At 72.9% G+C, this 23,436-nt stretch carries 23 protein-coding genes and 3 tRNA genes; 18 read left to right on the top strand and 8 right to left on the bottom strand.

Annotated elements, in window-relative coordinates; all coding sequences use genetic code 11:
- The first annotated feature begins 90 nt into the window (after nucleotides 1-90).
- Complete coding sequence (locus AC3EUJ_RS28085; RefSeq protein WP_431966120.1) at nucleotides 91-1,317, top strand: MFS transporter; 1,227 nt, start codon at nucleotides 91-93, stop codon at nucleotides 1,315-1,317.
- Here AC3EUJ_RS28085 and AC3EUJ_RS28080 read toward each other — a convergent pair.
- The 4 genes from AC3EUJ_RS28080 to AC3EUJ_RS28065 all read right to left on the bottom strand — a co-directional run bounded on the left by AC3EUJ_RS28080 (nucleotide 1,298) and on the right by AC3EUJ_RS28065 (nucleotide 5,264).
- On the bottom strand, nucleotides 1,298-1,702 hold the full coding sequence (locus tag AC3EUJ_RS28080; RefSeq protein WP_431966118.1) for a PIN domain-containing protein: 405 nt from the start codon (nucleotides 1,700-1,702) through the stop codon (nucleotides 1,298-1,300). The two genes, AC3EUJ_RS28085 and AC3EUJ_RS28080, sit on opposite strands and share 20 nt — an antisense overlap.
- Nucleotides 1,699-1,917 carry a type II toxin-antitoxin system VapB family antitoxin gene (locus AC3EUJ_RS28075; protein WP_431966116.1) on the bottom strand — a complete coding sequence of 73 codons (219 nt, stop codon included), beginning with the start codon at nucleotides 1,915-1,917 and terminating at the stop codon, nucleotides 1,699-1,701. The genes AC3EUJ_RS28080 and AC3EUJ_RS28075 overlap by 4 nt, the downstream gene beginning before the upstream one ends.
- A gap of 52 nt (nucleotides 1,918-1,969) precedes the next feature.
- The gene (locus AC3EUJ_RS28070) at nucleotides 1,970-4,081 is read right to left on the bottom strand and encodes a molybdopterin oxidoreductase family protein (RefSeq protein WP_431966114.1); all 2,112 of its coding nucleotides are present in this window, start codon (nucleotides 4,079-4,081) and stop codon (nucleotides 1,970-1,972) included.
- A 490-nt stretch (nucleotides 4,082-4,571) separates the two neighbouring features.
- The gene (locus AC3EUJ_RS28065; RefSeq protein ID WP_431966160.1) at nucleotides 4,572-5,264 is read right to left on the bottom strand and encodes a SanA/YdcF family protein; all 693 of its coding nucleotides are present in this window, start codon (nucleotides 5,262-5,264) and stop codon (nucleotides 4,572-4,574) included.
- A 122-nt stretch (nucleotides 5,265-5,386) separates the two neighbouring features.
- Here AC3EUJ_RS28065 and AC3EUJ_RS28060 point away from each other — a divergent pair, with 122 nt between their 5' ends.
- From AC3EUJ_RS28060 to AC3EUJ_RS28030, 7 genes are all read left to right on the top strand, one after another.
- Complete coding sequence (locus AC3EUJ_RS28060; RefSeq protein WP_431966112.1) at nucleotides 5,387-5,809, top strand: gamma-glutamylcyclotransferase family protein; 423 nt, start codon at nucleotides 5,387-5,389, stop codon at nucleotides 5,807-5,809.
- 114 nt (nucleotides 5,810-5,923) lie between these two features.
- A complete protein-coding gene (locus tag AC3EUJ_RS28055; RefSeq protein WP_431966110.1) occupies nucleotides 5,924-6,802 on the top strand; it encodes a sirohydrochlorin chelatase in 879 nt (292 codons plus the stop codon).
- A 36-nt stretch (nucleotides 6,803-6,838) separates the two neighbouring features.
- Complete coding sequence (locus AC3EUJ_RS28050) at nucleotides 6,839-8,146, top strand: deoxyguanosinetriphosphate triphosphohydrolase (protein ID WP_431966108.1); 1,308 nt, start codon at nucleotides 6,839-6,841, stop codon at nucleotides 8,144-8,146.
- A gap of 160 nt (nucleotides 8,147-8,306) precedes the next feature.
- The gene (locus AC3EUJ_RS28045) at nucleotides 8,307-9,569 is read left to right on the top strand and encodes an NAD(P)/FAD-dependent oxidoreductase (protein ID WP_431966106.1); all 1,263 of its coding nucleotides are present in this window, start codon (nucleotides 8,307-8,309) and stop codon (nucleotides 9,567-9,569) included.
- A 30-nt stretch (nucleotides 9,570-9,599) separates the two neighbouring features.
- Nucleotides 9,600-10,046: a GNAT family N-acetyltransferase gene (locus AC3EUJ_RS28040; protein WP_431966104.1), complete on the top strand. Its 447-nt coding sequence runs from the start codon at nucleotides 9,600-9,602 to the stop codon at nucleotides 10,044-10,046.
- A 31-nt stretch (nucleotides 10,047-10,077) separates the two neighbouring features.
- Entirely contained in the window at nucleotides 10,078-12,000 is a 1,923-nt protein-coding gene (dnaG, locus tag AC3EUJ_RS28035; RefSeq protein WP_431966102.1) for a DNA primase, read from the top strand.
- Between the two features lie 108 nt (nucleotides 12,001-12,108).
- Nucleotides 12,109-13,461, top strand: coding sequence for an RNA polymerase sigma factor (locus tag AC3EUJ_RS28030; protein ID WP_431966100.1), 1,353 nt, complete (start codon nucleotides 12,109-12,111; stop codon nucleotides 13,459-13,461).
- Nucleotides 13,462-13,521: 60 nt separating this feature from the next.
- On the opposite strand, the gene AC3EUJ_RS28025 is transcribed toward AC3EUJ_RS28030, so the two are convergent.
- The 4 genes from AC3EUJ_RS28025 to AC3EUJ_RS28010 all read right to left on the bottom strand — a co-directional run bounded on the left by AC3EUJ_RS28025 (nucleotide 13,522) and on the right by AC3EUJ_RS28010 (nucleotide 19,127).
- Nucleotides 13,522-15,477 carry an ABC transporter ATP-binding protein gene (locus AC3EUJ_RS28025; RefSeq protein WP_431966098.1) on the bottom strand — a complete coding sequence of 652 codons (1,956 nt, stop codon included), beginning with the start codon at nucleotides 15,475-15,477 and terminating at the stop codon, nucleotides 13,522-13,524.
- Nucleotides 15,474-17,222 (bottom strand): ABC transporter ATP-binding protein, encoded by a 1,749-nt coding sequence (locus AC3EUJ_RS28020; protein WP_431966096.1) that lies wholly within the window; start codon nucleotides 17,220-17,222, stop codon nucleotides 15,474-15,476. Before AC3EUJ_RS28020 ends, AC3EUJ_RS28025 begins: the two co-directional genes overlap by 4 nt.
- A 69-nt stretch (nucleotides 17,223-17,291) precedes the next feature.
- Nucleotides 17,292-18,746 carry an FGGY family carbohydrate kinase gene (locus AC3EUJ_RS28015; RefSeq protein WP_431966094.1) on the bottom strand — a complete coding sequence of 485 codons (1,455 nt, stop codon included), beginning with the start codon at nucleotides 18,744-18,746 and terminating at the stop codon, nucleotides 17,292-17,294.
- Between the two features lie 81 nt (nucleotides 18,747-18,827).
- A complete protein-coding gene (locus tag AC3EUJ_RS28010; RefSeq protein ID WP_431966092.1) occupies nucleotides 18,828-19,127 on the bottom strand; it encodes a YtxH domain-containing protein in 300 nt (99 codons plus the stop codon).
- 177 nt (nucleotides 19,128-19,304) lie between these two features.
- Between AC3EUJ_RS28010 and AC3EUJ_RS28005 the strand changes: the two genes are divergently transcribed.
- The 10 genes from AC3EUJ_RS28005 (at nucleotide 19,305) to AC3EUJ_RS27960 (ending at nucleotide 23,385) form a co-directional block, all read left to right on the top strand.
- A tRNA-Asn gene (locus AC3EUJ_RS28005) sits at nucleotides 19,305-19,377 on the top strand.
- Between the two features lie 14 nt (nucleotides 19,378-19,391).
- A tRNA-Asn gene (locus AC3EUJ_RS28000) sits at nucleotides 19,392-19,464 on the top strand.
- Between the two features lie 168 nt (nucleotides 19,465-19,632).
- Nucleotides 19,633-19,709: transfer RNA gene (locus AC3EUJ_RS27995), tRNA-Ile, on the top strand.
- Nucleotides 19,710-19,994: 285 nt separating this feature from the next.
- Complete coding sequence (locus AC3EUJ_RS27990) at nucleotides 19,995-20,804, top strand: transposase family protein (protein WP_431966091.1); 810 nt, start codon at nucleotides 19,995-19,997, stop codon at nucleotides 20,802-20,804.
- A 147-nt stretch (nucleotides 20,805-20,951) separates the two neighbouring features.
- The gene (locus tag AC3EUJ_RS27985; protein ID WP_431966089.1) at nucleotides 20,952-21,167 is read left to right on the top strand and encodes an HNH endonuclease; all 216 of its coding nucleotides are present in this window, start codon (nucleotides 20,952-20,954) and stop codon (nucleotides 21,165-21,167) included.
- A 187-nt stretch (nucleotides 21,168-21,354) separates the two neighbouring features.
- On the top strand, nucleotides 21,355-22,212 hold the full coding sequence (locus tag AC3EUJ_RS27980; protein ID WP_431966087.1) for a peptidoglycan-binding protein: 858 nt from the start codon (nucleotides 21,355-21,357) through the stop codon (nucleotides 22,210-22,212).
- Nucleotides 22,213-22,226: 14 nt separating this feature from the next.
- Entirely contained in the window at nucleotides 22,227-22,460 is a 234-nt protein-coding gene (locus AC3EUJ_RS27975; protein WP_431966085.1) for a holin, read from the top strand.
- Nucleotides 22,457-22,819 carry a hypothetical protein gene (locus AC3EUJ_RS27970; protein WP_431966083.1) on the top strand — a complete coding sequence of 121 codons (363 nt, stop codon included), beginning with the start codon at nucleotides 22,457-22,459 and terminating at the stop codon, nucleotides 22,817-22,819. Before AC3EUJ_RS27975 ends, AC3EUJ_RS27970 begins: the two co-directional genes overlap by 4 nt.
- The gene (locus AC3EUJ_RS27965; RefSeq protein ID WP_431966081.1) at nucleotides 22,816-22,947 is read left to right on the top strand and encodes a hypothetical protein; all 132 of its coding nucleotides are present in this window, start codon (nucleotides 22,816-22,818) and stop codon (nucleotides 22,945-22,947) included. Before AC3EUJ_RS27970 ends, AC3EUJ_RS27965 begins: the two co-directional genes overlap by 4 nt.
- A gap of 117 nt (nucleotides 22,948-23,064) precedes the next feature.
- A complete protein-coding gene (locus tag AC3EUJ_RS27960; RefSeq protein ID WP_431966079.1) occupies nucleotides 23,065-23,385 on the top strand; it encodes a hypothetical protein in 321 nt (106 codons plus the stop codon).
- Nucleotides 23,386-23,436 lie beyond the last annotated feature (51 nt).

Genomic DNA, 23,436 nt, shown 5'->3' with positions numbered 1-23,436 from the left:
GGCCGGCATGGCTGTGAGGCCGAAGTGGCCCACCGATCCCGCGGCTTGGTGGCCCTGTCCGCCAGTCCACCTGGTCCCTACGGTTGACCCATGACCCTGGCGCGACTCACCCCGCCCGCCGGCCCACCCAGACTCCTCGCGCTCGCCCAGCTCGCCAACTCCGTCGGCGACGGCGCCTATCTCGTCTGCTCCGCGCTCTACTTCACCCGGATCGTCGGCCTCCCGCCCGAGCAGGTCGGCCTCGGCCTCACTGTCGCCTGGGGCCTCGGCTCCGTCGCGGGTGTGCCCCTCGGCCACCTCGCCGACCGGCGCGGCCCGCGCGGCACGGCCGTTGTGCTGGCGCTCACCACGGCCGCCTCGGTGGCCGGCCTCCTCGCTGCCCGCTCCTTCGCGGCCTTCCTCCTCGCCGTGTGCGCGTACGCCGTCGGCCAGTGCGGGCTCGCCGCCGCCCGCCAGGCCCTGCTGGCCGCCCTGGTACGGCCCGAGAAAAGGACCGGGCTGCTGGCATACCTCCAGTCCACGCTCAACGCCGGGCTGGGCGCCGGAGCCGCGCTGGGCGGGCTCGCCCTGCACGCCGGCACACGCACCGCCTACCTCGCGGTCCTCGCCGTCGACGTGGCGGGATTCCTCGTCTGCGCGGCCGTGCTGTCCCGGCTGCCCGCCGTACCGCCCCGGCCGCCCGTCGCCGCTGCCGAACCGGCCTTCGCGGTGCTCCGCGACCGCCGGTACGCCCTGGTCACCGCGCTCAACGCGATCCTGCTGCTGCGCATGCCGCTGCTGTCGCTGGTCGTCCCGCTCTGGGTCGTGGAGCACACTTCCGCCCCCGGCTGGATCGTGGCCGCCCTGCTGCTGCTCAACACCGCCGCCGTGACGCTCTGTCAGGTGCGGGCGGCGCGCGCCGTCACCGGCCTGCCTTCCGCGTGCCGCGCCGTGCGCCGCTCCGGTGTCCTCCTGCTCGCCTCCTGCGCCGTCTTCGCGCTCTCGGCGTACGGCGGTTCGGCCGCCGTCGCGGCGGGTGTGCTGCTGGCGGCCGCGGCCCTGCAGGTCGCGGGGGAGATGCTGCAGTCCGCGGGCTCCTGGCAGATCGCCTTCGACCTGGCCCCACCGGACCGCCAGGGCCAGTACCAGGGCTTCTTCGGCGCCGGCACCGCCGCCGCCCGCACCCTCGGCCCGGCCCTCCTCACGCCCCTAGTCCTGTCGGGCGGCACCGCGGGCTGGCTCGTCCTCGGCGCCCTCTTCCTCGCGGCGGCCCACGCCATGGGACCCGCGACCCGGCTCGCCCGGCCCCGCGCCCTCGCTACCGACGGTCGACCCTGATCATGGCGATCCCGGGCCGGACCTTGGCCACCGACGCGAAGTCCTGGTCGGCGTGGATCAGGGTCAGACCGTGGGCCTCCGCGGTCAGCGCGATGAGGATGTCCATGGGCGACGGTCCGCGGTGGTGCCCGATGGCGATCAGATCACGCTGCACGGCGTGGATCCGGCGCCAGGGATCGTCGAGCGCCGGGCACCGGCCGAAGGTCCGGCGCAGCACGGAGAGAAAGGGCTCGTACTCCCGATCGGCGCGCACACCGGTCATCAACTCGGCTTCGACCGGCGGACACATGGCGACCAGCCCCCGGGCCACATGCGTGGGCCACGGCTCGGGGATCTGCCGCCGCAACAGGCGCCACACCGCCGAGGTGTCGGCGAGGTAGCTCATCGGCCGCCGCGCTCCTGCTCCGCCAGGTAGTCGAAGTCCAGGACGTCCTCGGCATGTTCCTGGAGCCATGCCAGTCCGCGGGCACGGTCGTCGGCGCTCGTCCCGGCCGCTATCGACAGGGCCAGATTGATCGTCTCGCGCTTCGTCCTGGTGCCGAGCTGCCGCTGGGCGAGGGCGAGCATCGCGTCGTCCAGATCGATGACCGTGCGTGCCATGACGGCCTCCCCGGTTGATATCAGGTGGGATGCCAGTATATCAACAGCGATATCAGACGTCGATGGTCCGCGGCTCCGCCCGTTCGACGCGGACCGCGCACACCTTGAACTCCGGCATGCGGGACGTCGGGTCGAGCGCCGGGTTGGTCAGGGTGTTGGCCCGGCCCTCGCCCGCCCAGTGGAAGGGCATGAAGACCGTGTCCGGACGGATGGCGCGGTCCACCCGGGCCGGCGCCACCGCGCGGCCCCGGCGCGACGTGACGGCGACCGGCTCGCCCTCGGCGACGCCGATGCGCTCGGCCAGGCGCGGGTGGAGCTGCACGAAGGGCCCTGGCGCGGCCGCGTTCAGCTCCGCCACCCGACGTGTCTGGGCGCCCGACTGGTACTGCGCCAGCACCCGGCCGGTCGTCAGGTACAGAGGGAAGTCCCCGTCCGGCTCCTCGGCCGCCGGCCGGTGCAGCACCGGCACGAACCTCGCCCGGCCGTCCGGCGTCGCGAACCGGTCGAGGAACAGCCGGGGCGTGCCCGGGTGCGCGGCGGCGTCCCCGGCCGGGGCGTCCGGGCACGGCCAGAACACCCCGTCCTCCGCCTCGGTCCGGCGGTAGGTGATCCCCGAGTAGTCCGCGGGCCCGCCCGCCGACGCGCGGCGCAGCTCCTCGAAGACCTCCTCCGGGTCGGCCGGAAAGCCCTTCTCCCAGCCCAGCCGCGCGGCCAGCCGGTTCAGCACGTACAGGTCGCTGCGCACACCCTCCGGTGGGTCCAGGGCCTTGCGCCGCAGCAGCACCCTGCCTTCCAGGCTCGTCGTGGTGCCCGTCTCCTCGGCCCACTGCGTCACCGGCAGCACCACGTCGGCCATCGCCGCCGTCTCCGACAGCACCACGTCGCACACGGCGAGGAAGTCCAGCGCCGCGATGCGCTCCGTGACGTGCGCCGCCCGCGGCGCGGAGACCACCGGGTTGGAGCCCATCAGCAGCAGGCCCTTCACGTCCCGGCCCAGCGCGTCCAGCAGCTCGTACGCGCTGCGCCCCGGCCCCGGCAGGTCGTCCGGGTCGACCCCCCACACCCCGGCCAGGTGGGCGCGCGCCGCCGGGTCGTCCAGCTTGCGGTAGCCGGGCAGCTGGTCGGCCTTCTGGCCGTGTTCCCGGCCGCCCTGGCCGTTGCCCTGCCCCGTGAGGCAGCCGTACCCCGACAGCGGGCGCCCCGCGCGGCCCGTCGCCAGGCACAGGTTGATCCACGCGCTCACCGTGTCCGTGCCCTTCGACTGCTGCTCCGGGCCGCGCGCGGTCAGCACCATCGCCTCCGGCACGGCGCAGAACATCTCCACCGCCGCACGCAGGCTGGGCACCGGCACCCCCGTGATCCGCTCGACCAGCTCCGGCCAGAGCGACATCGCCGCGGCGCGCGCCTCCGGCCAGCCGGTCGTGCGCCGCGCGACGAAGTCCTCGTCCACGCGGCCCTGCGCGACCACCAGGTGCAGCAGGCCCAGCGCGAGGGCGAGGTCGGTGCCGGGACGCGGTTGCAGGTGCAGGTCGGCGTGCTCGGCGGTGCGCGTGCGGCGCGGGTCCACGACGATCAGGCGGCCGCCGTTCTCCTTCAGCTCCGTGAAGTAGCGCAGCGCGGGCGGCATCGTCTCGGCGAGGTTCGAGCCGACCAGGATCACGCAGCCGGTCCGCGGGATGTCCGCCAGCGGGAACGGCAGGCCCCGGTCCAGGCCGAAGGCCCTGGTGTGGGCGGCCGCGGCGGAGGACATGCAGAAGCGGCCGTTGTAGTCGATCTGGGACGTCCGCAGCACGACGCGGGCGAACTTGCCCAGCGCGTACGCCTTCTCGTTGGTCAGGCCCCCGCCGCCGAAGACGCCGACGGCGTCGGGGCCGTGGGCGGCCCGCACCCGGAGCAGGCCTTCCGCGACCCGGTCCAGGGCGTCCTCCCAGGTGGCCGGCTCCAGCTGCCCGGAGGCGCGGTCCCTGACCAGCGGTCCGGTCAGCCGTGCCGTCGGGGACAGCACGGCGGGCGCGGTGCGGCCCTTGCCGCACAGGGCTCCCCTGTTCACGGGGAAGTCCCGCTCCACCACCTCGGGGATGCCCCCGCTGCCTGGACGCAGGCCCATTCCGCACTGCAGGGCACAGTACGGACAGTGCGTGTCGACGGTTCCGCTGGCGCTCATGCCGTCCACGATGCGGCGCCGGTGTTTCGCCCCACGCCCGCGGGCGTTACGCCCGGCGCACGGGGCGCTCCCCGCGGGGTTGTGCCGGGTGTGAGGCTGTGCGACCGGTGCCGCGGGTGCGGGTGCCTGCGGCGGGCGGTTCCCCAGCCGCCGCGGTTGGTCGCCGCCACGCACGGGCGCAGGCCCTCACCATCGCGCCGGATGGGGGCTACTCCGGTCGAAGGCTGGGGAGGAGGGCGGGCGAACCGCCCGCCGCAGGCGCGACGTCCGCCCACGAGGCACCGCCCGCCGCAGGCGCAGACGACCCGCACACGGCAACCGGCCGCAAGGGGCACCCCGGTCCGGGGCTACCGGGTCTATTCGCTTCACCACCGGGCTCAGCCCGGTGGTGAAGCGAATCTTTGGCCCGCTGTGACCTCAGTTGTGTGCACGGATCCGCGCTGTTCGCCTCAGCCCGGGTCAGAGCGGCCGGTTCGGGGCGGCGAGGATGTCAACCCAGGGTGCGCTGGACGCCCCGCTCACGAGGGCCGAGGAAACGGGGATCCGGGGTGAACGCCGCGTCGAAGGCGGCCTTCACGGCTCCCGCGACCTCGCGGGTCCCCCCGTAGTACCAGGTGGCGTCGTGCCGCTCGTCGACCCCGATCCCGTACGCCTCGATCCCGGCCGCCCCGCACAGCGCCAGCGCCCGACGTATGTGGAAGCCCTGGCTGACCAGGAGCGCCCGGTCGACGCCGAAGACCCGCCGGGCCCGGGTGCAGGAGTCCCACGTGTCGAAGCCGGCGTAGTCGAGGACGACCTTTTCCGAGGGCACGCCGTGCGCCGCCAGGTAGTCCCGCATCGCGCTCGGCTCGTCGTAGTCGGTGCGGCTGTTGTCGCCGGTGACGAGGACCGCCCGCACCTTGCCCGCCGCCCACAGCTCGGCGGCCGCGTCGAGGCGGTGGGCCAGGTAGGGGGAGGGCTCACCGTTCCACAGGCCCGCGCCGAAGACGACGGCGACGGGCTCCGCGGGGGCGGTCGCCACCGTGCGGACCCGGTCGTCGGTCGTGACCTGGAGCCACGTCGAGGGGAGCAGCGCCAGCACGCCCAGCGCCACGGCCCCCCACAGCAGGCGCCGCCGTCCCCGCCTGGACCGCGGCAGCCGTGTGAGTCGCGTGAGCCGTCGCACTCCCGTGAGCCGCCGCAGCCGCGCGAGCCGCCGCAGCCGTGGCAGGACGGCTCCTCCGCCCGCCTCCGGCGCCTTCCGGTTCACGCTTCGTTCCACGTCCGAGTCGACGTCCCGCACGTCCTTGCGGTTCCATGATGATGATGCGTGACGACCATTCCCGACTCCCGTTCTTCGTGTACGGGACCCTGCGGCCGGGCGAGATCAACCATTCCTGGCTGCTGCGCGGCCGGACGACGTCCGAGACGCCCGCCGTGCTGCACGGCGCGCTGCTCTTCGAGGGCCCGGGCTACCCGTACGCCGTCGCCGACGACCACGGCCGCGTCCACGGCGATGTGATCCACCCGGTCGATGACCTGTACCAGGAGGTGCTCGCGGACCTCGACCGTCTGGAGGAGTACAGCCCCGATGAGCCCGGTAACCTGTACGAACGCGTCGTCCGCGACGTGCGCACCTACGCCGGGCGGACGCTGCCGGCCTGGGTCTACCTGGCGGCCGCCGACCACGAGCGCGACCTGCGGGAGAAGGGACGCCCCATCGCCGGCGGCGACTGGAAGCGCCGCTGACGCGGCCCGTGTGCGCGGGGCCCTCACACCGGCCCGTGCGACGTGTGATGCGGCGGAAACCAGTCGTCATGCCGGTGCAACGGCCCGGCAATCCCCGCTCGCCACACTCAGTGCATGACGGCCAAGGAACCCGCACCGCACGGCGTGCCAGGACCGGAGCACTTCGACAGCACGGCACAGCTCATGTCCCGGATCACCACGCAGCTCAGCAGCCGGCTCGCCCGGGTGACACTGCGCTCCGCGGCCCCGCGCCCCCCGGTCCTGGTCGCCGTCGCGCACGGCAGCCGCGACCCGGCGGCGCTGCGCACCGCGCTCGCCCTCGTGGACCGGATCAGGGACCTGCGCCCGGGGCTGTCCGTGCGGCTCGGCCACATCGAGATCGACGAGCCGCCGCTGGACGACACCCTGGCCGCCCTGGACGGGGAGGCCGTCCTGGTACCGCTGATGCTGACCCGCGGCCACCACGTCAAGCGGGACATCCCCGGGGCGCTGGCCCGTGCCCCGCACCTGCGCGGACGGGTCGCGGCGCCGCTCGGCCCGCACCCGCTGCTGGCCGAGGCGCTGCACGACCGGCTGGCCGAGGCCGGCTGGCGCACCGGCTCCCCGCGGGCCGCCCGGCGCGCCGGGATCGTGCTGGCCGCCGCCGGGTCCCGGGACCCGCGGTCGGCCCGGGACACCGAGGCGACGGCGGCGCTGCTGCGGGCCCGGCTGGGCGGGAACGTCCCGGTGGTGCCCGCGTACGCGTCGGCGGGGCCGGACGTCGCGGGCGCGGTGCGGCGGCTGGCGGCCGGCGGCCGGGACCGGGTCGCGGTGGCGTCCTGCTTCGCTGCGCCGGGCCGCTTCGCGACGGCGACGGCCGCCGCGGCGCCGTGGATCGCCGCGGCCCCGCTCGGCGCGCATCCGGCGATGGCCGCGCTGGTGCTGCACCGCTACGACCGGGCGCTGGCCGGCACGGCGGGTTCCGCCGCCGCGGCGCAGCCGGCCACGGCGTAGCCGCCGGTATCCGGTCGCGCCCGCTACCGTCGCGGTATGGACGCGAACCACCCCGCGGCGGCCGACTACGCCCCCTACAGCGAAGCCGACACCGAACGCTACGTGCCCGAGCCCGACAAGCGGGCCGGTCGCACCTCGTTCCAGCGGGACCGGGCCCGCATGCTGCACTCCGCGGCACTGCGCAGGCTGGCCGGGAAGACGCAGGTGGTGGACCCGGTCGACGACGCCCGGGCGATCAACAGCAGCCCGCGGACGCGGCTGACGCACAGCCTGGAGTGCGCCCAGGTCGGCCGGGAACTCGGGGCGGCCCTCGGCTGCGACCCGGACCTGGTGGAGACCGCCTGCCTGGCCCACGACATCGGCCATCCGCCGTTCGGCCACAACGGCGAGATGGTGCTCGCCGAGGTCGCGGCCGGCTGCGGCGGCTTCGAGGGCAACGCCCAGAGCCTGCGCATCCTGACCCGGCTGGAGCCGAAGCGTTTCGCCCACGCCGACGACGGCACCCTGATCAGCGTGGGCCTCAACCTGACCCGGGCGGCGCTGGACGCGGCGACGAAGTACCCGTGGACGCGCGGCGGACACCCCACCGACCCCACCAGCCCCAAGTTCGGCGTGTACGAGGACGACCTGCCGGTCTTCGAGTGGCTGCGCCGCACCGCCCCCGCCGACCGCCCGTACGTGCAGTGCTTCGAGGCACAGGTCATGGACTGGGCCGACGACGTGGCGTACTCCGTCCACGACGTCGAGGACGGTCTGCACGCCGGCCACCTGGACCCGGCGGTGCTGCTCGCCGACCCCGAGCGCCGGGAGATCTTCGCCGTGGCAGCCGCCCGCTACGCCCCCGGGGCGGCCGGGGACGAGCTCGCCGAGGCCCTGGACCGGCTGCTGGACATGGAGTGGTGGCCGCACGGCTACGACGGCTCCGCCATCGCCCAGGCCCGGCTGAAGGACGCCAGCTCGCAGCTGATCGGCCGTTTCTGCCTGGCCGCCGAGCGCGCCACCCGCGACGCCTACGGCACCGGCCGGCTCACCCGCCACCGCGCCCAGCTGGTCGTACCGCGCGACCAGCGGCTGGAGTGCGCCGTACTGAAGGCGGTCGCCGACCGTTACGTCATGCAGCGCGAGGCGCAGGAGCGGCGGCGCGCCCAGCAGCGCGTGGTCATCGGGGAACTCGCCGAGGCCCTGCTGGCCAGGGCGCCGGAGGGGCTGGACCCGCAGTTCCGCGGCATCTTCGACGCGGCCAAGGACGACCGGGCCCGGCAGCGGGCCGTCGTCGACCAGATCGCCTCGCTCACGGACGCCGCCGCGACCGCTCTGCACGCCCGGCTCACCGCCTCCCGGTGAGCTCCCGGCGGGCCCCCGTCCGCCCCCGCGCGCCGTGCCGCCCCCGTTCCCGGTCGGCGCGGCACTCTTCACGTCGGCCCTGCCGTGCGGGACGCTCACATCACTGGCAATTGCCAGAGGGAGGGCCGCCGGGCACCCGAGGACACCAGGGAGGCGCACAGTGGTGGACGCAGACCACACATTCGTCATCGTCGGGGCGGGGCTCGCCGGGGCGAAAGCGGCGGAGACGCTGCGCTCCGAGGGCTTCACCGGCCGCGTGATACTGATCGGGGACGAACGCGACCACCCCTACGAGCGACCGCCGCTCTCCAAGGGCTTCCTGCTCGGCAACGAGGAGCGCGACTCGGTCTTCGTCCATCCCGCCGCCTGGTACGCCGAGCACGACGTCGAACTCCACCTCGGCCAGCCGGTCACCGGCCTGGACCGGGCCGGCCGGCGCATCACCCTGGGCGACGGCACCGCCATCCCGTACGACCGGCTGCTGCTGACCACCGGCGCCGAGCCGCGCCGGCTGGACATCCCCGGCACCGACCTGGCCGGGGTGCACCACCTGCGCCGCCTCGCGCACGCCGAGCGGCTGAAGAACGTGCTGACCGCGCTCGGCCGCGAGAACGGCCATCTGGTCATCGCCGGGGCGGGCTGGATCGGCCTGGAGGTGGCGGCCGCCGCCCGCGGCTACGGCGTCGAGGTCACGGTCGTCGAGCCGCAGCCGTGCCCGCTGCACTCCGTCCTCGGCCCGGAGCTCGGCGAGGTCTTCGCCGACCTGCACCGCGAGCACGGGGTGCGCTTCCACTTCGGCGCGCGGCTCACCGAGATCACCGGCCAGGACGGCATGGTGATGTCGGTGCTCACCGACGACGGCGAGGAGCACCCCGCCCACCACGTGCTCGCCGCGATCGGCGCCGCGCCGCGCACCGCGCTCGCCGAGGCCTCCGGGCTCGCGCTGGCCGACCGTGCCGCCGGCGGCGGGATCGCCGTGGACGCCTCCCTGCGCACCTCCGACCCCGACGTCTTCGCCGCCGGTGACGTCGCCAACGCCGAACACCCCCTGCTGGGCGGCCGGTTGCGGGTCGAGCACTGGGCGAACGCGCTCAACAGCGGGCCCGTGGCGGCGCGTGCCATGCTCGGCAGGGACGTCGTGTACGACCGGGTCCCGTACTTCTTCACCGACCAGTACGACCTGGGCATGGAGTTCTCCGGGCACGCCGCCCCCGGCACCTACGACCAGGTGCTGGCCCGGGGCGACATGGGCAAGCGGCAGTTCATCGCCTTCTGGCTGCGCGAGGGCCGGGTGCTGGCCGGGATGAACGTCAATGTGTGGGACGTGACCGACACCGTCCAGAAGCTCATCCGCTGCGGCCGCCAGGTCGACCCCGACGCGCTGGCCGACCCCAAGGTGCCGCTGGCCTCCCTCCTGGAGTGACCCCGGGAGCGGTCACCTAGCATGGCTGTCATGGAGCCCAGAACCGCCGTCGTACCCGTTGAGGAGATCTTCGATCTGCGCTGGAGGGTGCTGCGGCCCGGGCTCCCCCGCGTTTCGGCGATCTTCCTGGAGGACGGCCACCCGCTCGCCTTCCACATGGCGGCCTACGGCGACGGCGGCGACGAGGTCGTGGCGTGCGTCACGCTCTTCCCGGAGCGGCTGCCCGGCGACACCGCGGTCGAGTACCGGATCCGCGGCATGGCCAGCGCGCCCGAGGTCCGCGGCCGCGGCTACGGGTCGGCGCTGCTGCGCGCCGCGCTGGAGCAGGCCCGGCAGCGCGGGGCCGAGCTGGTGTGGTGCAACGGCCGCACCTCGGCGCGCGGCTTCTGGGAGGGCCAGGGCTTCACGGCGGTGGGGGAGGAGTTCGTGCTGGAGCCGGCCGGTCCGCACTTCCTCTTCGTCGCCAAGCTGGTCTGACCTTCCGCGGGCAGCGCCGTAGAATCCTTCCGTGGCTGGGCGGATCAGGGACGAGGACGTCAAGGCGGTGCGGGACGCGGTCCCGATCGACGCCGTCGTGTCCGAGTACCTGCAGCTCAGGAACGCGGGCGGCGGCAATCTGAAGGGCCTGTGCCCCTTCCACGACGAGAAGTCCCCGTCCTTCCACGTGAGCCCCAGCAAGGGGCTCTACCACTGCTTCGGCTGCCAGGAGGGCGGCGACACCCTCGACTTCGTGATGAAGGTCGACCACCTGTCCTTCTCCGAGGCGGTCGAGCGGCTCGCCGCCGTGGCGGGCATCACGCTGCGGTACGAGGAGGGCGGCTACACCCCGGGCCGCCAGCAGGGCGAGCGGATCCGGCTGATCGAGGCGCACAAGGCCGCCGCGCAGTTCTACGTCGAGCAGCTCGGCGGCGCCGAGGCGGAGATCGGCCGGAAGTTCCTCGCCGAGCGCGGCTTCGACCAGGCCGCCGCAGAACACTTCGGCGTCGGTTACGCCCCGGCCGGGTGGGACCACCTCGTCCGCTTCCTGCGCGGCAGGGGCTTCACCGACCGCGAGCTGATCGTCTCCGGGCTGGCCAGCGAGAGCCGCCGCGGCGGCGCCATCGACCGCTTCCGCGGCCGGCTGATCTGGCCGATCCGCGACATCACCGGCGAGGTGATCGGCTTCGGCGCGCGCAAGCTGCGCGAGGACGACCAGGGCCCGAAGTACCTCAACACCCCCGAGACGCCGATCTACAAGAAGTCCCAGGTCCTGTACGGCATCGATCTGGCCAAGAAGGAGATCGGCCGCACCAGCCGGGCCGTCGTGGTCGAGGGCTACACCGACGTCATGGCCTGCCACCTCGCGGGCGTCACCACCGCCATCGCGACCTGCGGCACCGCCTTCGGCGGCGATCACATCAAGATCCTCCGCCGGATGCTGATGGACAACGCCAACGCCGAGGTGGTCTTCACCTTCGACGGCGACGAGGCCGGCCAGAAGGCCGCCCTGCGTGCCTTCGAGGACGACCAGAAGTTCGCCGCCGAGACCTCCATCGCCATCACCCCCGGCGGCATGGACCCGTGCGAACTGCGCCTGGCCGAGGGGGACGCGGCCGTGCAGCGGCTGATGGACACCCGCACGCCGCTGTTCGCCTTCGCTCTGCGGTCGGCCGTCGCCCGCTACAACCTCGACACCGCCGAGGGCCGGGCCTCCGCACTGGAGGCGGGCGCGCCCATCGTCGCGGGCATCAAGAACGCCGCCATCCAGCACGAGTACGCGGTGCAGCTCGCCGGCATGCTCGGCATCCTCGACTCGCAGTTCGTGGTGCGCCGCGTCGCACAGCTCGCCCGCTGGCAGCGCGAACGCCGCCAGTCCCAAGGCCCGTCGGGCCCGGGCGGCCCCGGCCACGGCACCCGTGGCGGCCCGCCGCCGGCGCAGCAGGCGGCCCCCGCCGGGCCGGCGGCGCCGCGCGGTCCCCGGCTGGACCTGCGCAGCCCGGCGCACCGCGTCGAGCGTGAGCTGCTCAAGCTGGCCCTGCAGCACCCGCAGCTGGTCTCCCCGGCCTTCGACGCCTACGGGGAGGACGAGTTCACCGCCCCGCCGTACACCGCCGTGCGCCGCGCCATCGCCGAGGCGGGCGGCGCGGAGTCCGCGGACGCCGACTACCTGGCCCGCGTGCGGGACGTCGCGCCGGACGACACGGTCCGCGGCATGGTGACGGAACTCGCCGTCGAGGCCGTGATGCACAAGGCCCCCGACATCTACGCGGGCGAGGTCCTCGTCCGGGTCCGCCTGCTCGCGGTCGAGCGTCGTGTCGCCGAGGTCCGCGCCTCCCTCACCCGGCTCGGTCCCCGTGCCGACGAGGCTCGGCTCGCGGCCGTCCAGGGCGAGCTGTGGGCCCTCCAGCAGTACGGCCAGCGGCTGCGCGAGCAGGGCGCCGCAGCCCTGTGAGCCGGGCCGCGCCGGGCCGTCCGGCCCCGGAACGGACGGGGACGCGGGCGTGACGAGGGGGTTGCCCTCCGTCACAAAAAAGCGGCGCACGACCCTCGTGGGCACGGTGTGCCGTACGCCACACTGGGGGTGGTGCAAGAGTCCTCGGAGCGCGGACTACCGAGCGGTGTCGACGGTGACGCCACCGGAGTACCGCTGACGGCGAACTCCCGGACGAGCCGCGGCGAGGGCGCCGCGACCGTTCCGCCGGTGCGTGTCTCCGAGTCCGTGGCTGCGCTCACCGTGGAGGTCGCTCCCGTGCACATCCGGACCCTGACGCCCCCGGCGCTCCCGGCCGACGACCTGCTGGAGTGCGTGCCGGAGCAGAACCACGCGGCCGTGCACCCCGAGGAGCCGGCCGGCGAACCCGGCGAGAGACAAGCGCATGCGCGTGCGCAGGCCGCGGCCGAGGCCGGGCCCGACCCTGACCTCCAGTCCGACCTCCAGCCCGGCCCCGAGTCCGATCCCGACCCGGGCCCCGTACGACGGCGGTCGGGCGACGAGGTCTCCGGCCCGTCCGCCGACCTCTTCCGCCAGTACCTGCGGGAGATCGGCCGGATACCCCTGCTCACCGCAGAGGAGGAGGTCGAGCTCGCCCGCCGGGTCGAGGCCGGCCTCTTCGCGGAGGAGAAGCTGGGCAGCACCCCGGACCCCGACTCCCGGCTCGCCGTCGACCTCGACCGGCTGGTGGTGCTCGGCCGGATGGCCAAACGCCGCCTGATCGAGGCCAATCTGCGCCTGGTCGTCTCGGTCGCCAAGCGTTACGTCGGCCGCGGCCTGACCATGCTCGACCTGGTCCAGGAGGGCAACCTCGGGTTGATCCGCGCCGTGGAGAAGTTCGACTACGCCCGCGGCTACAAGTTCTCCACCTACGCGACCTGGTGGATCCGCCAGGCCATGAGCCGCGCGCTGGCCGACCAGGCCCGCACCATCCGGGTCCCGGTCCACGTCGTGGAGCTGATCAACCGCGTCGTCCGCGTCCAGCGCCGCCTGCTGCAGGAACGCGGCTACGAGCCCACCACCGAGGAGGTCGGCGCCCACCTGGAGATCCCCCCGGAGCGGGTCACCGAGGTGCTGCGGCTGGCGCAGGAACCGGTGAGCCTGCACGCCCCGGTGGGCGAGGAGGAGGACGTCGCCCTCGGCGACCTCATCGAGGACGGCGACGCCGCCTCGCCCGTGGAGTCCGCCGCCTTCCTGCTGCTGCGCGAGCACCTGGAGGCGGTGCTGTCCACCCTCGGCGAGCGCGAGCGCAAGGTCGTCCAGCTGCGGTACGGCCTGGCCGACGGACGCCCGCGCACCCTGGAGGAGATCGGCCGGATCTTCGGCGTGACCCGTGAGCGCATCCGGCAGATCGAGTCCAAGACCCTGGGCAAGCTGCGCGACCACGCCTTCGCCGACCAGTTGCGCGGCTACCTGGACTGAGGACGCGTGAGCCCCCGCCGGCCGGGCCGGCGGGGGCTCGTGTCGCGGCGGCGCGGGCGGTCAGTCGACCTCCGCCACCGCCTGCGCGAACTGCGCCGCGTACAGCCGGGCGTAGGCGCCGTCCTTGGCCAGCAGCTCCTGGTGGGTGCCCTGTTCGACGATGTCGCCGCTCTCCATCACCAAGATGACGTCCGCGTCGCGGATCGTGGACAGCCGGTGCGCGATGACGAAGCTGGTGCGGCCGTGGCTGAGCTGCGCCATGGCCCGCTGGATCAGCACCTCGGTGCGCGTGTCGACCGAGCTGGTGGCCTCGTCGAGGACGAGGATCACCGGGTCGGACAGGAACGCCCGCGCGATGGTGATCAGCTGCTTCTCGCCGGCGCTGACGCCCGTGCCGTCGTCGTCGATGACGGTGTCGTAGCCGTCCGGGAGGGTGCGGATGAAGCGGTCCGCGTGCGCGGCGCGCGCGGCCTCCTCGATCTGCTCGCGGGTGGCTCCCTCGGTTCCGTACGCGATGTTCTCCGCGATCGTGCCGCCGAACAGCCAGGTGTCCTGCAGCACCATGCCGATGCCGGAGCGCAGTTCCTCCCGCGGCATGGACGCGATGTCGGTGCCGTCGAGGGTGATCCGCCCGCCGGTGACCTCGTAGAAGCGCATGAGCAGGTTGACCAGGGTGGTCTTGCCCGCGCCGGTCGGGCCGACGATGGCCACCGTGTGGCCCGGCTCGACGGTCAGCGACAGGTCCTCGATGAGCGGCTTCTCCGGCTCGTAGCGGAACGCCACGTCCTCGAACCGGACCTCACCGCGCTGCTCCTTGCGCAGCGAGAGCGTCTTCGGCTCCGGGCTCTGCTCCTGCGCGTCCAGCAGCTCGAAGACCCGCTCGGCGGAGGCGACCCCGGACTGCACCAGGTTGGACATGCTCGCCACCTGCGTCAGCGGCTGGCTGAACTGGCGGCTGTACTGGATGAAGGCCTGAACGTCGCCGATGGACAGCGCGCCGCTCGCCACCCGCAGGCCGCCCACGACGGCGACCAGGATGTAGTTGACGTTCCCGATGAACATCATCGCGGGCTGGATGACGCCCGAGATGAACTGTGCGCGGAAGCCCGACTGGTAGAGCGCCTCGTTCTGCTCGCGGAAGGCCTCCGCCGACTCCTCCTGGCGGCCGAAGACCTTCACCAGGGTGTGCCCGGTGTACATCTCCTCGATGTGGGCGTTGAGCTTGCCGGTGGTCGCCCACTGCCGCACGAACTGCGGCTGGGCCCGCTTGCCGACCGCAGTGGCGACGAACACCGACAGCGGCACGGTCACCAGTGCCACCAGCGCCAGCAGCCAGGAGATCGAGAACATCATCACCAGCACGCCCACGATGGACAGCAGCGCGAAGATGATCTGCCCCATCGTCTGCTGGAGCGTCTGGCCGATGTTGTCGATGTCGTTGGTGGCCCGGCTCAGCACCTCGCCGCGCGGCTGCCGGTCGAAGTACGACAGCGGCAGCCGGGACAGCTTCGCCTCGACGTCCTGGCGCAGCCGGAACACGGTGCGCTGGATGACGGTGGTGGCGAGCCGGCCCTGGACGATCGCGAAGACCGCGGCGGCCGCGTAGACCGCGAGGGCGGTCAGCAGGACGTGGCCCACGGCGTCGAAGTCGATCCCGGCGCCCGGGGTGAAGTCGGTGGACTGCAGCAGGTCGGCGAGGGCGTCGCTGCCCTGCTGCCGCAGGTGCTCGATCGCCCCGGCCTTGTCGGTGCCGGCCGGCAGCGAACGGCCGAGCACCCCGGCGAAGATCAGGTCGGTGGCCCTGCCCAGGATCCTCGGGCCGATGACGTTGAGGGTGACGCCCAGCGTCGTGCAGGCCAGCATGGCGATGACCAGGGCGCGTTCGGGACGCATCAGCCCCAGCAGCCGCTTGCCGGAGCCCTTGAAGTCCAGGGACCGCTCGGTGGGCTGGCCGCCCATGAACCGCATCGGACCCGCCGCGGGTCCAGGCCCCCTCCGGGGCGCGGGGACGCTCATGCCGCCTCCTGCTCGGTGAGCTGGGAGAGCACGATCTCCCGGTACGTGGGATTGCCGTCCATCAGCTCGCGGTGGGTGCCGGTGCCCACCACACGGCCCTCGTCGAGGACCACGATCCGGTCGGCGTCGCGGATGGTGCTGACCCGCTGAGCGACGATCACGACCGTCGCGTCCGCCGTCTCCCGGGCCAGCGCCCGGCGCAGCGCGGCGTCGGTGGCGTAGTCCAGCGCCGAGAAGGAGTCGTCGAAGAGGTAGATGGCCGGCTTGCGCACCAGGGCCCGCGCGATGGCGAGGCGCTGGCGCTGGCCGCCGGAGACGTTGGTGCCGCCCTGCGCGATCGGGGCGTCGAGTCCGGAGCCGCCGCCCTCCTCCGCGAGGCGTTCCACGAAGTCCCGGGCCTGCGCGATCTCCAGGGCGTGCCAGAGGTCCTCGTCGGTGGCCTCGGGGTTGCCGTAGCGCAGGTTGGAGGCGACCGTCCCGGAGAACAGGTACGGCTTCTGCGGGACCAGGGCGACCGTCTCGGCCAGGTGCGCCGCGTCCAGTTCGCGGACGTCGACGCCGTCGATCAGCACCTGGCCGCCGGTGGCGTCGAACAGCCGCGGCACCAGGCCGAGCAGGGTCGTCTTGCCGCTGCCGGTGGAGCCGATCACCGCCGTGGTCTCCCCGGGCCGGGCGATCAGGCCGACGCCGCGCAGCACCTCGGCCTCGGCGCCCGGGTACGCGAAGTCCGCGGCGCGCAGTTCCAGCTCACCGCGCCGGACCGGGAGCCGCACCGGCTCGGCGGGCGGGATGACGCTGGGGTCGGTGCCCAGCACCTCCTCGATGCGCTCGGCGCACACCTCGGCGCGCGGCACCATCATCACCATGAAGGTGGCCATCATGATCGACATCAGGATCTGCATCAGGTAGCTGATGAACGCGGTCAGCGCGCCGATCTGCATGCCGCCGCTGTCGATCCGGTGGGCGCCGAACCACAGCACGGCCACGCTCGTGACGTTCACGACGGCCATCGCGACCGGGAACATCAGCGTCATCGTCCGCCCGGCACGCAGCGCGACGTCCGTCAGGTCGTCGTTGGCCCTGCGGAACCGGTCCTGCTCGAAGTCGTCCTTGACGAAGGCGCGGATGACCCGGATGCCGGTGATCTGCTCGCGCAGCACCCGGTTCACCGTGTCCAGCCGGACCTGCATGGAGCGGAACAGCGGGCGCAGTTTGCGGACCAGCAGCAGTACCAGCACGCCCAGCACCGGCACCACCGCCAGCAGCAGCGAGGACAGCGGCACGTCCTGGCCGAGCGCCATGATGATGCCGCCGAAGCACATGATGGGTGCCGAGACCATCAGCGTGAAGGTCATCAGCACCAGCATCTGCACCTGCTGGACGTCGTTGGTCGTACGGGTGATCAGTGAGGGAGCGCCGAACTGCCCGACCTCGCGCGAGGAGAAGCGCTGCACCCGGTCGAAGACGGAGGCGCGGATGTCCCGGCCGACCGCCATCGAGGTGCGGGCCCCGTGGTAGACGGCGCCCACCGAGCAGGCGAGCTGGGCCAGGGTCACGGCGAGCATGACGCCGCCGGTCCGGAGGATGTAGCCCGTGTCCCCCTTCACGACGCCTTCGTCGATGATGTCGGCGTTCAGGGTGGGCAGGTAGAGCATGGCGAGGGTCGCCACGAGCTGTAGCACGACGAGCGCGTACACGGCGCGCCGGTAGGGCAGCAGATGGGGCCGGAGCAGACGGATCAGCACAACGGGCGAGCTTATAGTCCGATGGTTGCCGCAGGCACAGGGTTTACCGGCTCATGGCCGGCACCGGGATCAACCCGGGAACGCCCCCGGATGCGTCTGCTCACGCACCGCGATGTACTGCTGCCGCACCGAGTGCCCGATCGGCCCGTCGTCCGGGCCCGGTTCGGCGACGGCGTAGTCCGCGGGGTGCCAGTACGGGGGCTGATCCGGCGCGGCTGTGCCGTTCACCACCCCCAGCGACCACGCCGCCTGCCGGGCCGCGCCCAGCGCCGCGTACTCGCCCGGCGGCGGGACCACGATCTGCGCGCCCAGCAGCGCCGGGGCCATCGACCGTACGGCGGGCAGGTCACCCGCGGGGCCCAGCAGGAAGATCCGGCGCACTTCCACCCCGCGCCCGCGCAGCACGTCCAGCGCGTCCGCCAGCCCGCACAGCATCCCCTCGAAGGCCGCCCGCGCCAGGTGCTCCGGCTTCATGCTCTCGCGCCGCAGCCCGTGCAGCGTCCCCGCGGTGTGCGGCAGGTCCGGCGTGCGCTCGCCCTCCAGGTACGGCAGCAGCACCAGGCCGTACGAACCCGGCGTGGAGCGCAGCGCCAGCTCCGACAGACCGGCCAGGTCGGTGCCGAGCAGCTCGGCGGTGCCGCGCAGCACCCGCACCGCGTTGCGGGTGTGCACCACCGGCAGGTGGCGGCCGGTCGCGTCGGCGAAGGAGGTGATCGTGCCGGTCGGGTCGCTCAGGGCGCGGTCGTGCACCGCGAAGACCGTCCCGGCCGCGCCCAGCGACACCACCGCGTCCCCGGGGCCGACGCCAAGACCGAGCGCGGCCGCCATGTTGTCCCCGGTGCCGGCCGAGATCAGCAGTCCCTCCGGGGTCCGGCCGGCCGGCTCGGCGGGCGCGAGCACCTCGGGCAGCTGCACCGGGTGGCCGAGCGCCAGCTCCACGAGGTCCGTTCGCCACCGGCCGGTCGCCGCCGACCAGTAGCCCGTGCCCGAGGCGTCGCCCCGGTCCGTCGTACGCCGCTGGGGGCGGCCCATCAGCTGCCACACCAGCCAGTCGTGCGGCAGCAGCACCTGGGCGGTGCGCTGCGCCGAGGCGGGTTCGTGCCGGGCCAGCCAGCGCAGCTTCGCCACCGGGTACGCGGCCTGCGGCACCGCCCCGACCGCCTCGGCCCAGGCACCCGGACCGCCGAGTTCCTCGGTCAGGTCGGCGGCCTGGATCTGCGCCCGCTTGTCGTTCCAGAGCAGTGCGGGCCGCACCAGCGCCCCGCCGGCGTCCAGCGCCAGCATCCCGTGCTGCTGCCCGGAGACCCCGATGGCCTCCACGCCTTCGAGCATCCCGCTCCTGGCCGCCTCGCCCAGCGACAGCAGCCACGCCTCGGGGTCGACCTCGGTCGGTGTCCCGGCGCCCTCACCGCCCGGCAGGGGGTGCGGGGCGTGGGTCTGCCGGAGCACGGCTCCGCTGCCGGTGTCGCACACGACCACCGTCGTGCCGGTGCCCGAGCTGTCGATCCCCGCCACAATCCCCATGCGGGCATCATGCCGCACCCGGCGCGTACGGCGGAAAACCGGTCACCGCCGCCCGCATCCGCACGCGCCGGACCGGCGCCGTCAGGTGTTGCTGGTGCCCCAGTCGTCCTCGACCGCCGACCCGTTGCCGCGCATCCGGCGCAGCCGCTCCGCGACCGCCGGCGGCAGCCGGTCCCCGACCTTGGCGGTCACCGCGTCCACGGCCTTGACGGCCGCCCCGCGCCCCGCCTGCCCGGCGGACTCCACCGTGTTCCTGACCGCGGGGTTCTGCGCGATGCGCTGGGCGCTCTTGCGCAGCTGCTCGTACCGGTCGCGGCCGGCCCGCGCCCCGAGCACGTATCCGACGGCGACCCCGCTGATGAACGTCAGCCGGTAGCGCATGGCTCCACCCTCTCCTCGTCTCGGGGCTGTGCTTCGCGCCTACCCGTCGTGGCCTGCGGACAACCACGGAGATACCGGTTGGCGGAGCACCCCCCACCTTGCGCTAATGTATGTGTCGCAGCGAGCGCACGCCGTCCGGGATGCCGGAAACGGGTGCATTCGGTGCAAGCGGAGCGATCCCCTGTAGCTCAATTGGCAGAGCAGCCGGCTGTTAACCGGCAGGTTACTGGTTCGAGTCCAGTCGGGGGAGCTCGCGCTCCTCTATCCCCTGTAGCTCAATTGGCAGAGCAGCCGGCTGTTAACCGGCAGGTTACTGGTTCGAGTCCAGTCGGGGGAGCAGCGGTCAAGGACCCTCTCGGGGGTCCTTTTTCATGTCCCGGGGAACCGAGCACCAGGTGATCGCGGTCCATGAGGTGGTGCGTCTGTGACCCGCGAGGGCGACAGATCGTATGAGCAGCTATGCTGCGGCAGACGACGTGCACGGGATGGTGACGGCACGCCGTACGGGGCGGTAGCTCAGCCGGTTAGAGCAGCGGACTCATAATCCGTCGGTCGTGGGTTCGAGTCCCACCCGCCCCACCAAAGGCCGTGGCCCGCAGGCTCAGGACCTGCAGCGGAATAACGAGCGGCGTCCCTCCGGGTCACCCGGAGGGGCCGCGAAGATCATTAGCTCGCCCGATGCTCGCCCGAAGTGTCAGCACGGGTCGTCAGTGACGTTTTCTCAGCGAAATGATCTACGCGAAGCGGCGTGAACCAGCCCATACATGAGCACGCCGGACGGACTGGGCCCGGCTGTGGACAGACGTAAAGCCCCTGGTAGGACAGGTCTCACCACAAGATCATGTCCGAACCACCAGAGGCTTCACGTTGGTCACCTATGTTGCCACGCTCGACGTTCCGCGCCATGTCGTGGAGTACCTGTCCCGTCTACTGGCCGCGCACCGGCGGCGAATCGGCACTCCGCGCGGCAGCCGCGCGCTCGGCCCGTTCCGCCAGGCCGTACTGGTGCTGCGCTGGTTCCGCGAGCGCGGCTGCGTGCACTGCCTGGCCCGCGACGCCGGCGTCTCCCAGGCCACCGGATACCGCTACCTCCACGAAGGCATCGACGTCCTCGCCGACCAGGCACCGGACCTGCACGAGGTCCTGGACCACTGCCGACGCGAGGGCATGACTCACGTGATCCTCGACGGCACGCTCATCGAATCCGACCGCGTGGCCGGGGTCCGCGACAACGGCAACGACCTGTGGTTCAGCCAGAAGCACAAGGCATTCGGCGGCAACGTGCAGTTTCTGTCAGCCCCCGACGGCACCCCGCTGTGGGTCTCCGATGTCGAGCCCGGCTCCACCCCCGATATCACCGCCGCCCGCATTCACGCCCTCCCCGCGCTGTACAAGGCAGCAGCCGACGGGCTGCCCACCCTGGCCGACAAGGGCTACATCGGTGCCGGGATCGGCATCCGCGTCCCGGTCCGCCGCCCGAAGGGCCAGTCCGAGCGGGCCCTGCACACCGACACGCGAACCACCAACAGCCTGATCAGAGGCATCCGTGCACTCGGGGAACGCGCCGCAGCCGAGCTCAAGCAGCGCTGGCGCACCCTGCAACACGTCACCATCAGCCCCAGCCGGATCGGCGACATCGCCCGCGCCGCCCTCGTCCTCAACGGGATATGGAAGTGATCACCGCTGAGAAAACGTCACTGGGCCAAGCTCAATCCCGAGCTGAACCGTAAGCGAGCCCGGGACTGGGCCATCGCCAACCCAGAGAAGCGGCGTGCACAGCACAGCCTACGTCGGGCGCGAGTTCGAGCCGCGAGGGTAGAGGCCGTGGACTATGCAAAGTTGCTGGAGCTCCACGGATTGAACTGCCATCTGTGTGGCGAGCCCATCCAAGGGCGGGGTGACCTGCACTTCGATCACGTCGTCCCGCTGGCGAGGGGTGGGGCACACAGCATGGACAACATCCGTCCAGCGCATATGACGTGCAATCTCCGCAAGGCCGTCAAGTTCGTGTTTGAGCTTCCGTGGGCACGGCTGAGGTAGAGAGCCTGACAGCTGACGGCCCCGTACGGATCACCGTATGGGGCCGTTGGCTTACACTTCCGAGGCCGCTGGTTGTGGGCCGGGCCGTCATTCCGATTTGCGGAGATGGCTCATGGATTTCGTCCCGCGTGAAGCCTGGGGAGCCCCGGCCGCCTCGCCGGCTGCGTATGTGGCGAAGACACGTGGCGTGAAGGTGCATTACCTGGGCGCGCCGTACGCCAGCCGCGCGCACAGCCTGTGCGACGACATGGTGCGCAGCATCCGGGCCGAGCACCTGGCCAACGTGAAAGAGAACTACGTCGACATCGCGTACACCGCCCTCGTCTGCGAGCACGGCAGCGTCTTCGAGGGCCGTGGCACGCACAGGCGGACCGGCGCCAACGGCAGCCAGGCGCTGAACGAGCAGGACTACGCGGTGTGCGCGCTGCTCGGCAGCAAGGGCATGACCGTGCCGACGGACGCCATGCTGAACGGGCTGGTCGACGCGATCGAGTGGCTCCGCCGCAGCGGCGACGCCGGGAACTGGGTCGGCGGCCACCGGGACGGCTACGCCACCGCGTGCCCGGGGGACCAGCTGTACGCGTGGGTGGAGCAGGGCGCGAAGCGTCCGGCCGGGGTGAAGACCCCGACGCCGCCACCTGGGATCTACGTTGTGCGGGCGCAGGACACGATCGCGGCCATCGCCCGCCGGCTCAACGTGTCGTGGCAGGAGCTGGCGGTCGTCAACGGCATCAAGGCGCCGTACACGATCTACCCCGAGCAGCAGCTCCACGTGCCGGGCAAGCCGGTTCTCGAGATCCCTCCGTTCCCCGGCGAGGACGCGTTCGTCATCGGCCGCCGACACCCCGCGGTCGTGGAGCTGGACGCCTGCCTTATCGCCAAGGGGTTCACCCGGAACCACGACGGCAACGGCTACCAGAAGGGGCCGCTGTTCACCGAGTACACCCGCCGCAACGTCGCCGACTTCCAGCGCGCGACAGCCGAACTGCGCAGCGACCCCGACGGCTACCCGGGCCCGCTGACCTGGAAGCTCCTCCACTCCTGAAAGGCCCCTGTCCCATGCCCCGTCACGCCCGCATCGAGCCGAAGGTGAAGGCCGCCACGTCGGCCGCGTACCTCGCGTCGACCGGCCTGCTCGGCGTCCTGGCCGCCGTCCAGGACCACGCCCGCCTCCTCGACCCGCTGCCCGACAGCCTCGCCCCGTTCGTGCTGGCGATCGTGCCGACGCTGCTGACGTTCGCGGCCGGGTGGAAGGCCAGGCACGCGCCGAGGATCGGGAGCGCGAGCCGGTGAGCGTCGACGCGACCGGCAACGGCCTCGTCGACGCCATCCTCCTGTGGGGTGCCGTTGCGGCGGCGCTGGCCGGTCTCTGTACGGTGGCGTGGCGGGTCGTCCGCTGGGCCGTCCTCCTCGGCCGCCGCATCAACCAGTTCATCGACGATTTCTACGGCGAGGAGGCCCGCCCCGGTGTCCCGGCCAGGCCGGGTCTGCTGGAACGCGTCGGGTCCATGGAGGAGCGGCTGGGCAGCTTCCAGCACGAGCTGTACCCCAACGACGGCGGCAGCCTGCGTGACGCCGTCGACCAGGTGAACCGCCGCCTGCGCCTGATGTGCCCGGACTGCGACCACGACCAGCCAGGAGGCCAGGAATGAGCAGCAACGCGACCTTGACCCTCGTCATCCTCGGCATCGTCACCGGCGGCACGATCGTCGGCGTCGCCGGTATCCGGGCCGTTGTCGAGATCGTCCGCGTCCGCGCAGGGGCCGCCAAGAACGGCTGACCGGCCCCCCGGCTCCCCACAGACCGGAACGCCCGCCCCTCCTCCGGAGGCGGGCGTTCCGCCGTCTCTGTCATCATCTGGGCCGACTCGACCCGTCCGACCGTTCCGGGGAGACCCATGAGGCCCTACACCCGCCCCAACCGCCGCCCGCGTCCCAGCGTTGAGCGGGCCCACCACCAGATCGAACGAGTCGCGCACGTGCGGACCTGCTCCCGCTGCCATCACCCGGTGCTGAGCCACGCGATCGAGGACGGCGTGCGGGTCTGCTCGCGCGGCGAGGGCGTACGGATTTCGTGCGCGGACTGCGCGGAGACCTGGGCCCGCATGCCGGCCGTCACGGCCATGGCCAACCTCGCGCGGGTGCTGAGCACCCCGCCCCGCGTCGCCTCCCTGGAGCCGGCGAGCCTGGTCCTGAGCGGGGTCGACGTCTGCCGGTAGCGTGCGGTTTGTCCGAATCCCAGGCTTCTCGGACCCGACTGCGCCCCGCCC

It is taken from the genome of Actinacidiphila sp. bgisy160, from assembly GCF_057707815.1.
Note: the sequence above shows the minus strand (reverse complement) of the source record. Positions and strands in the feature narration are given on the sequence as shown.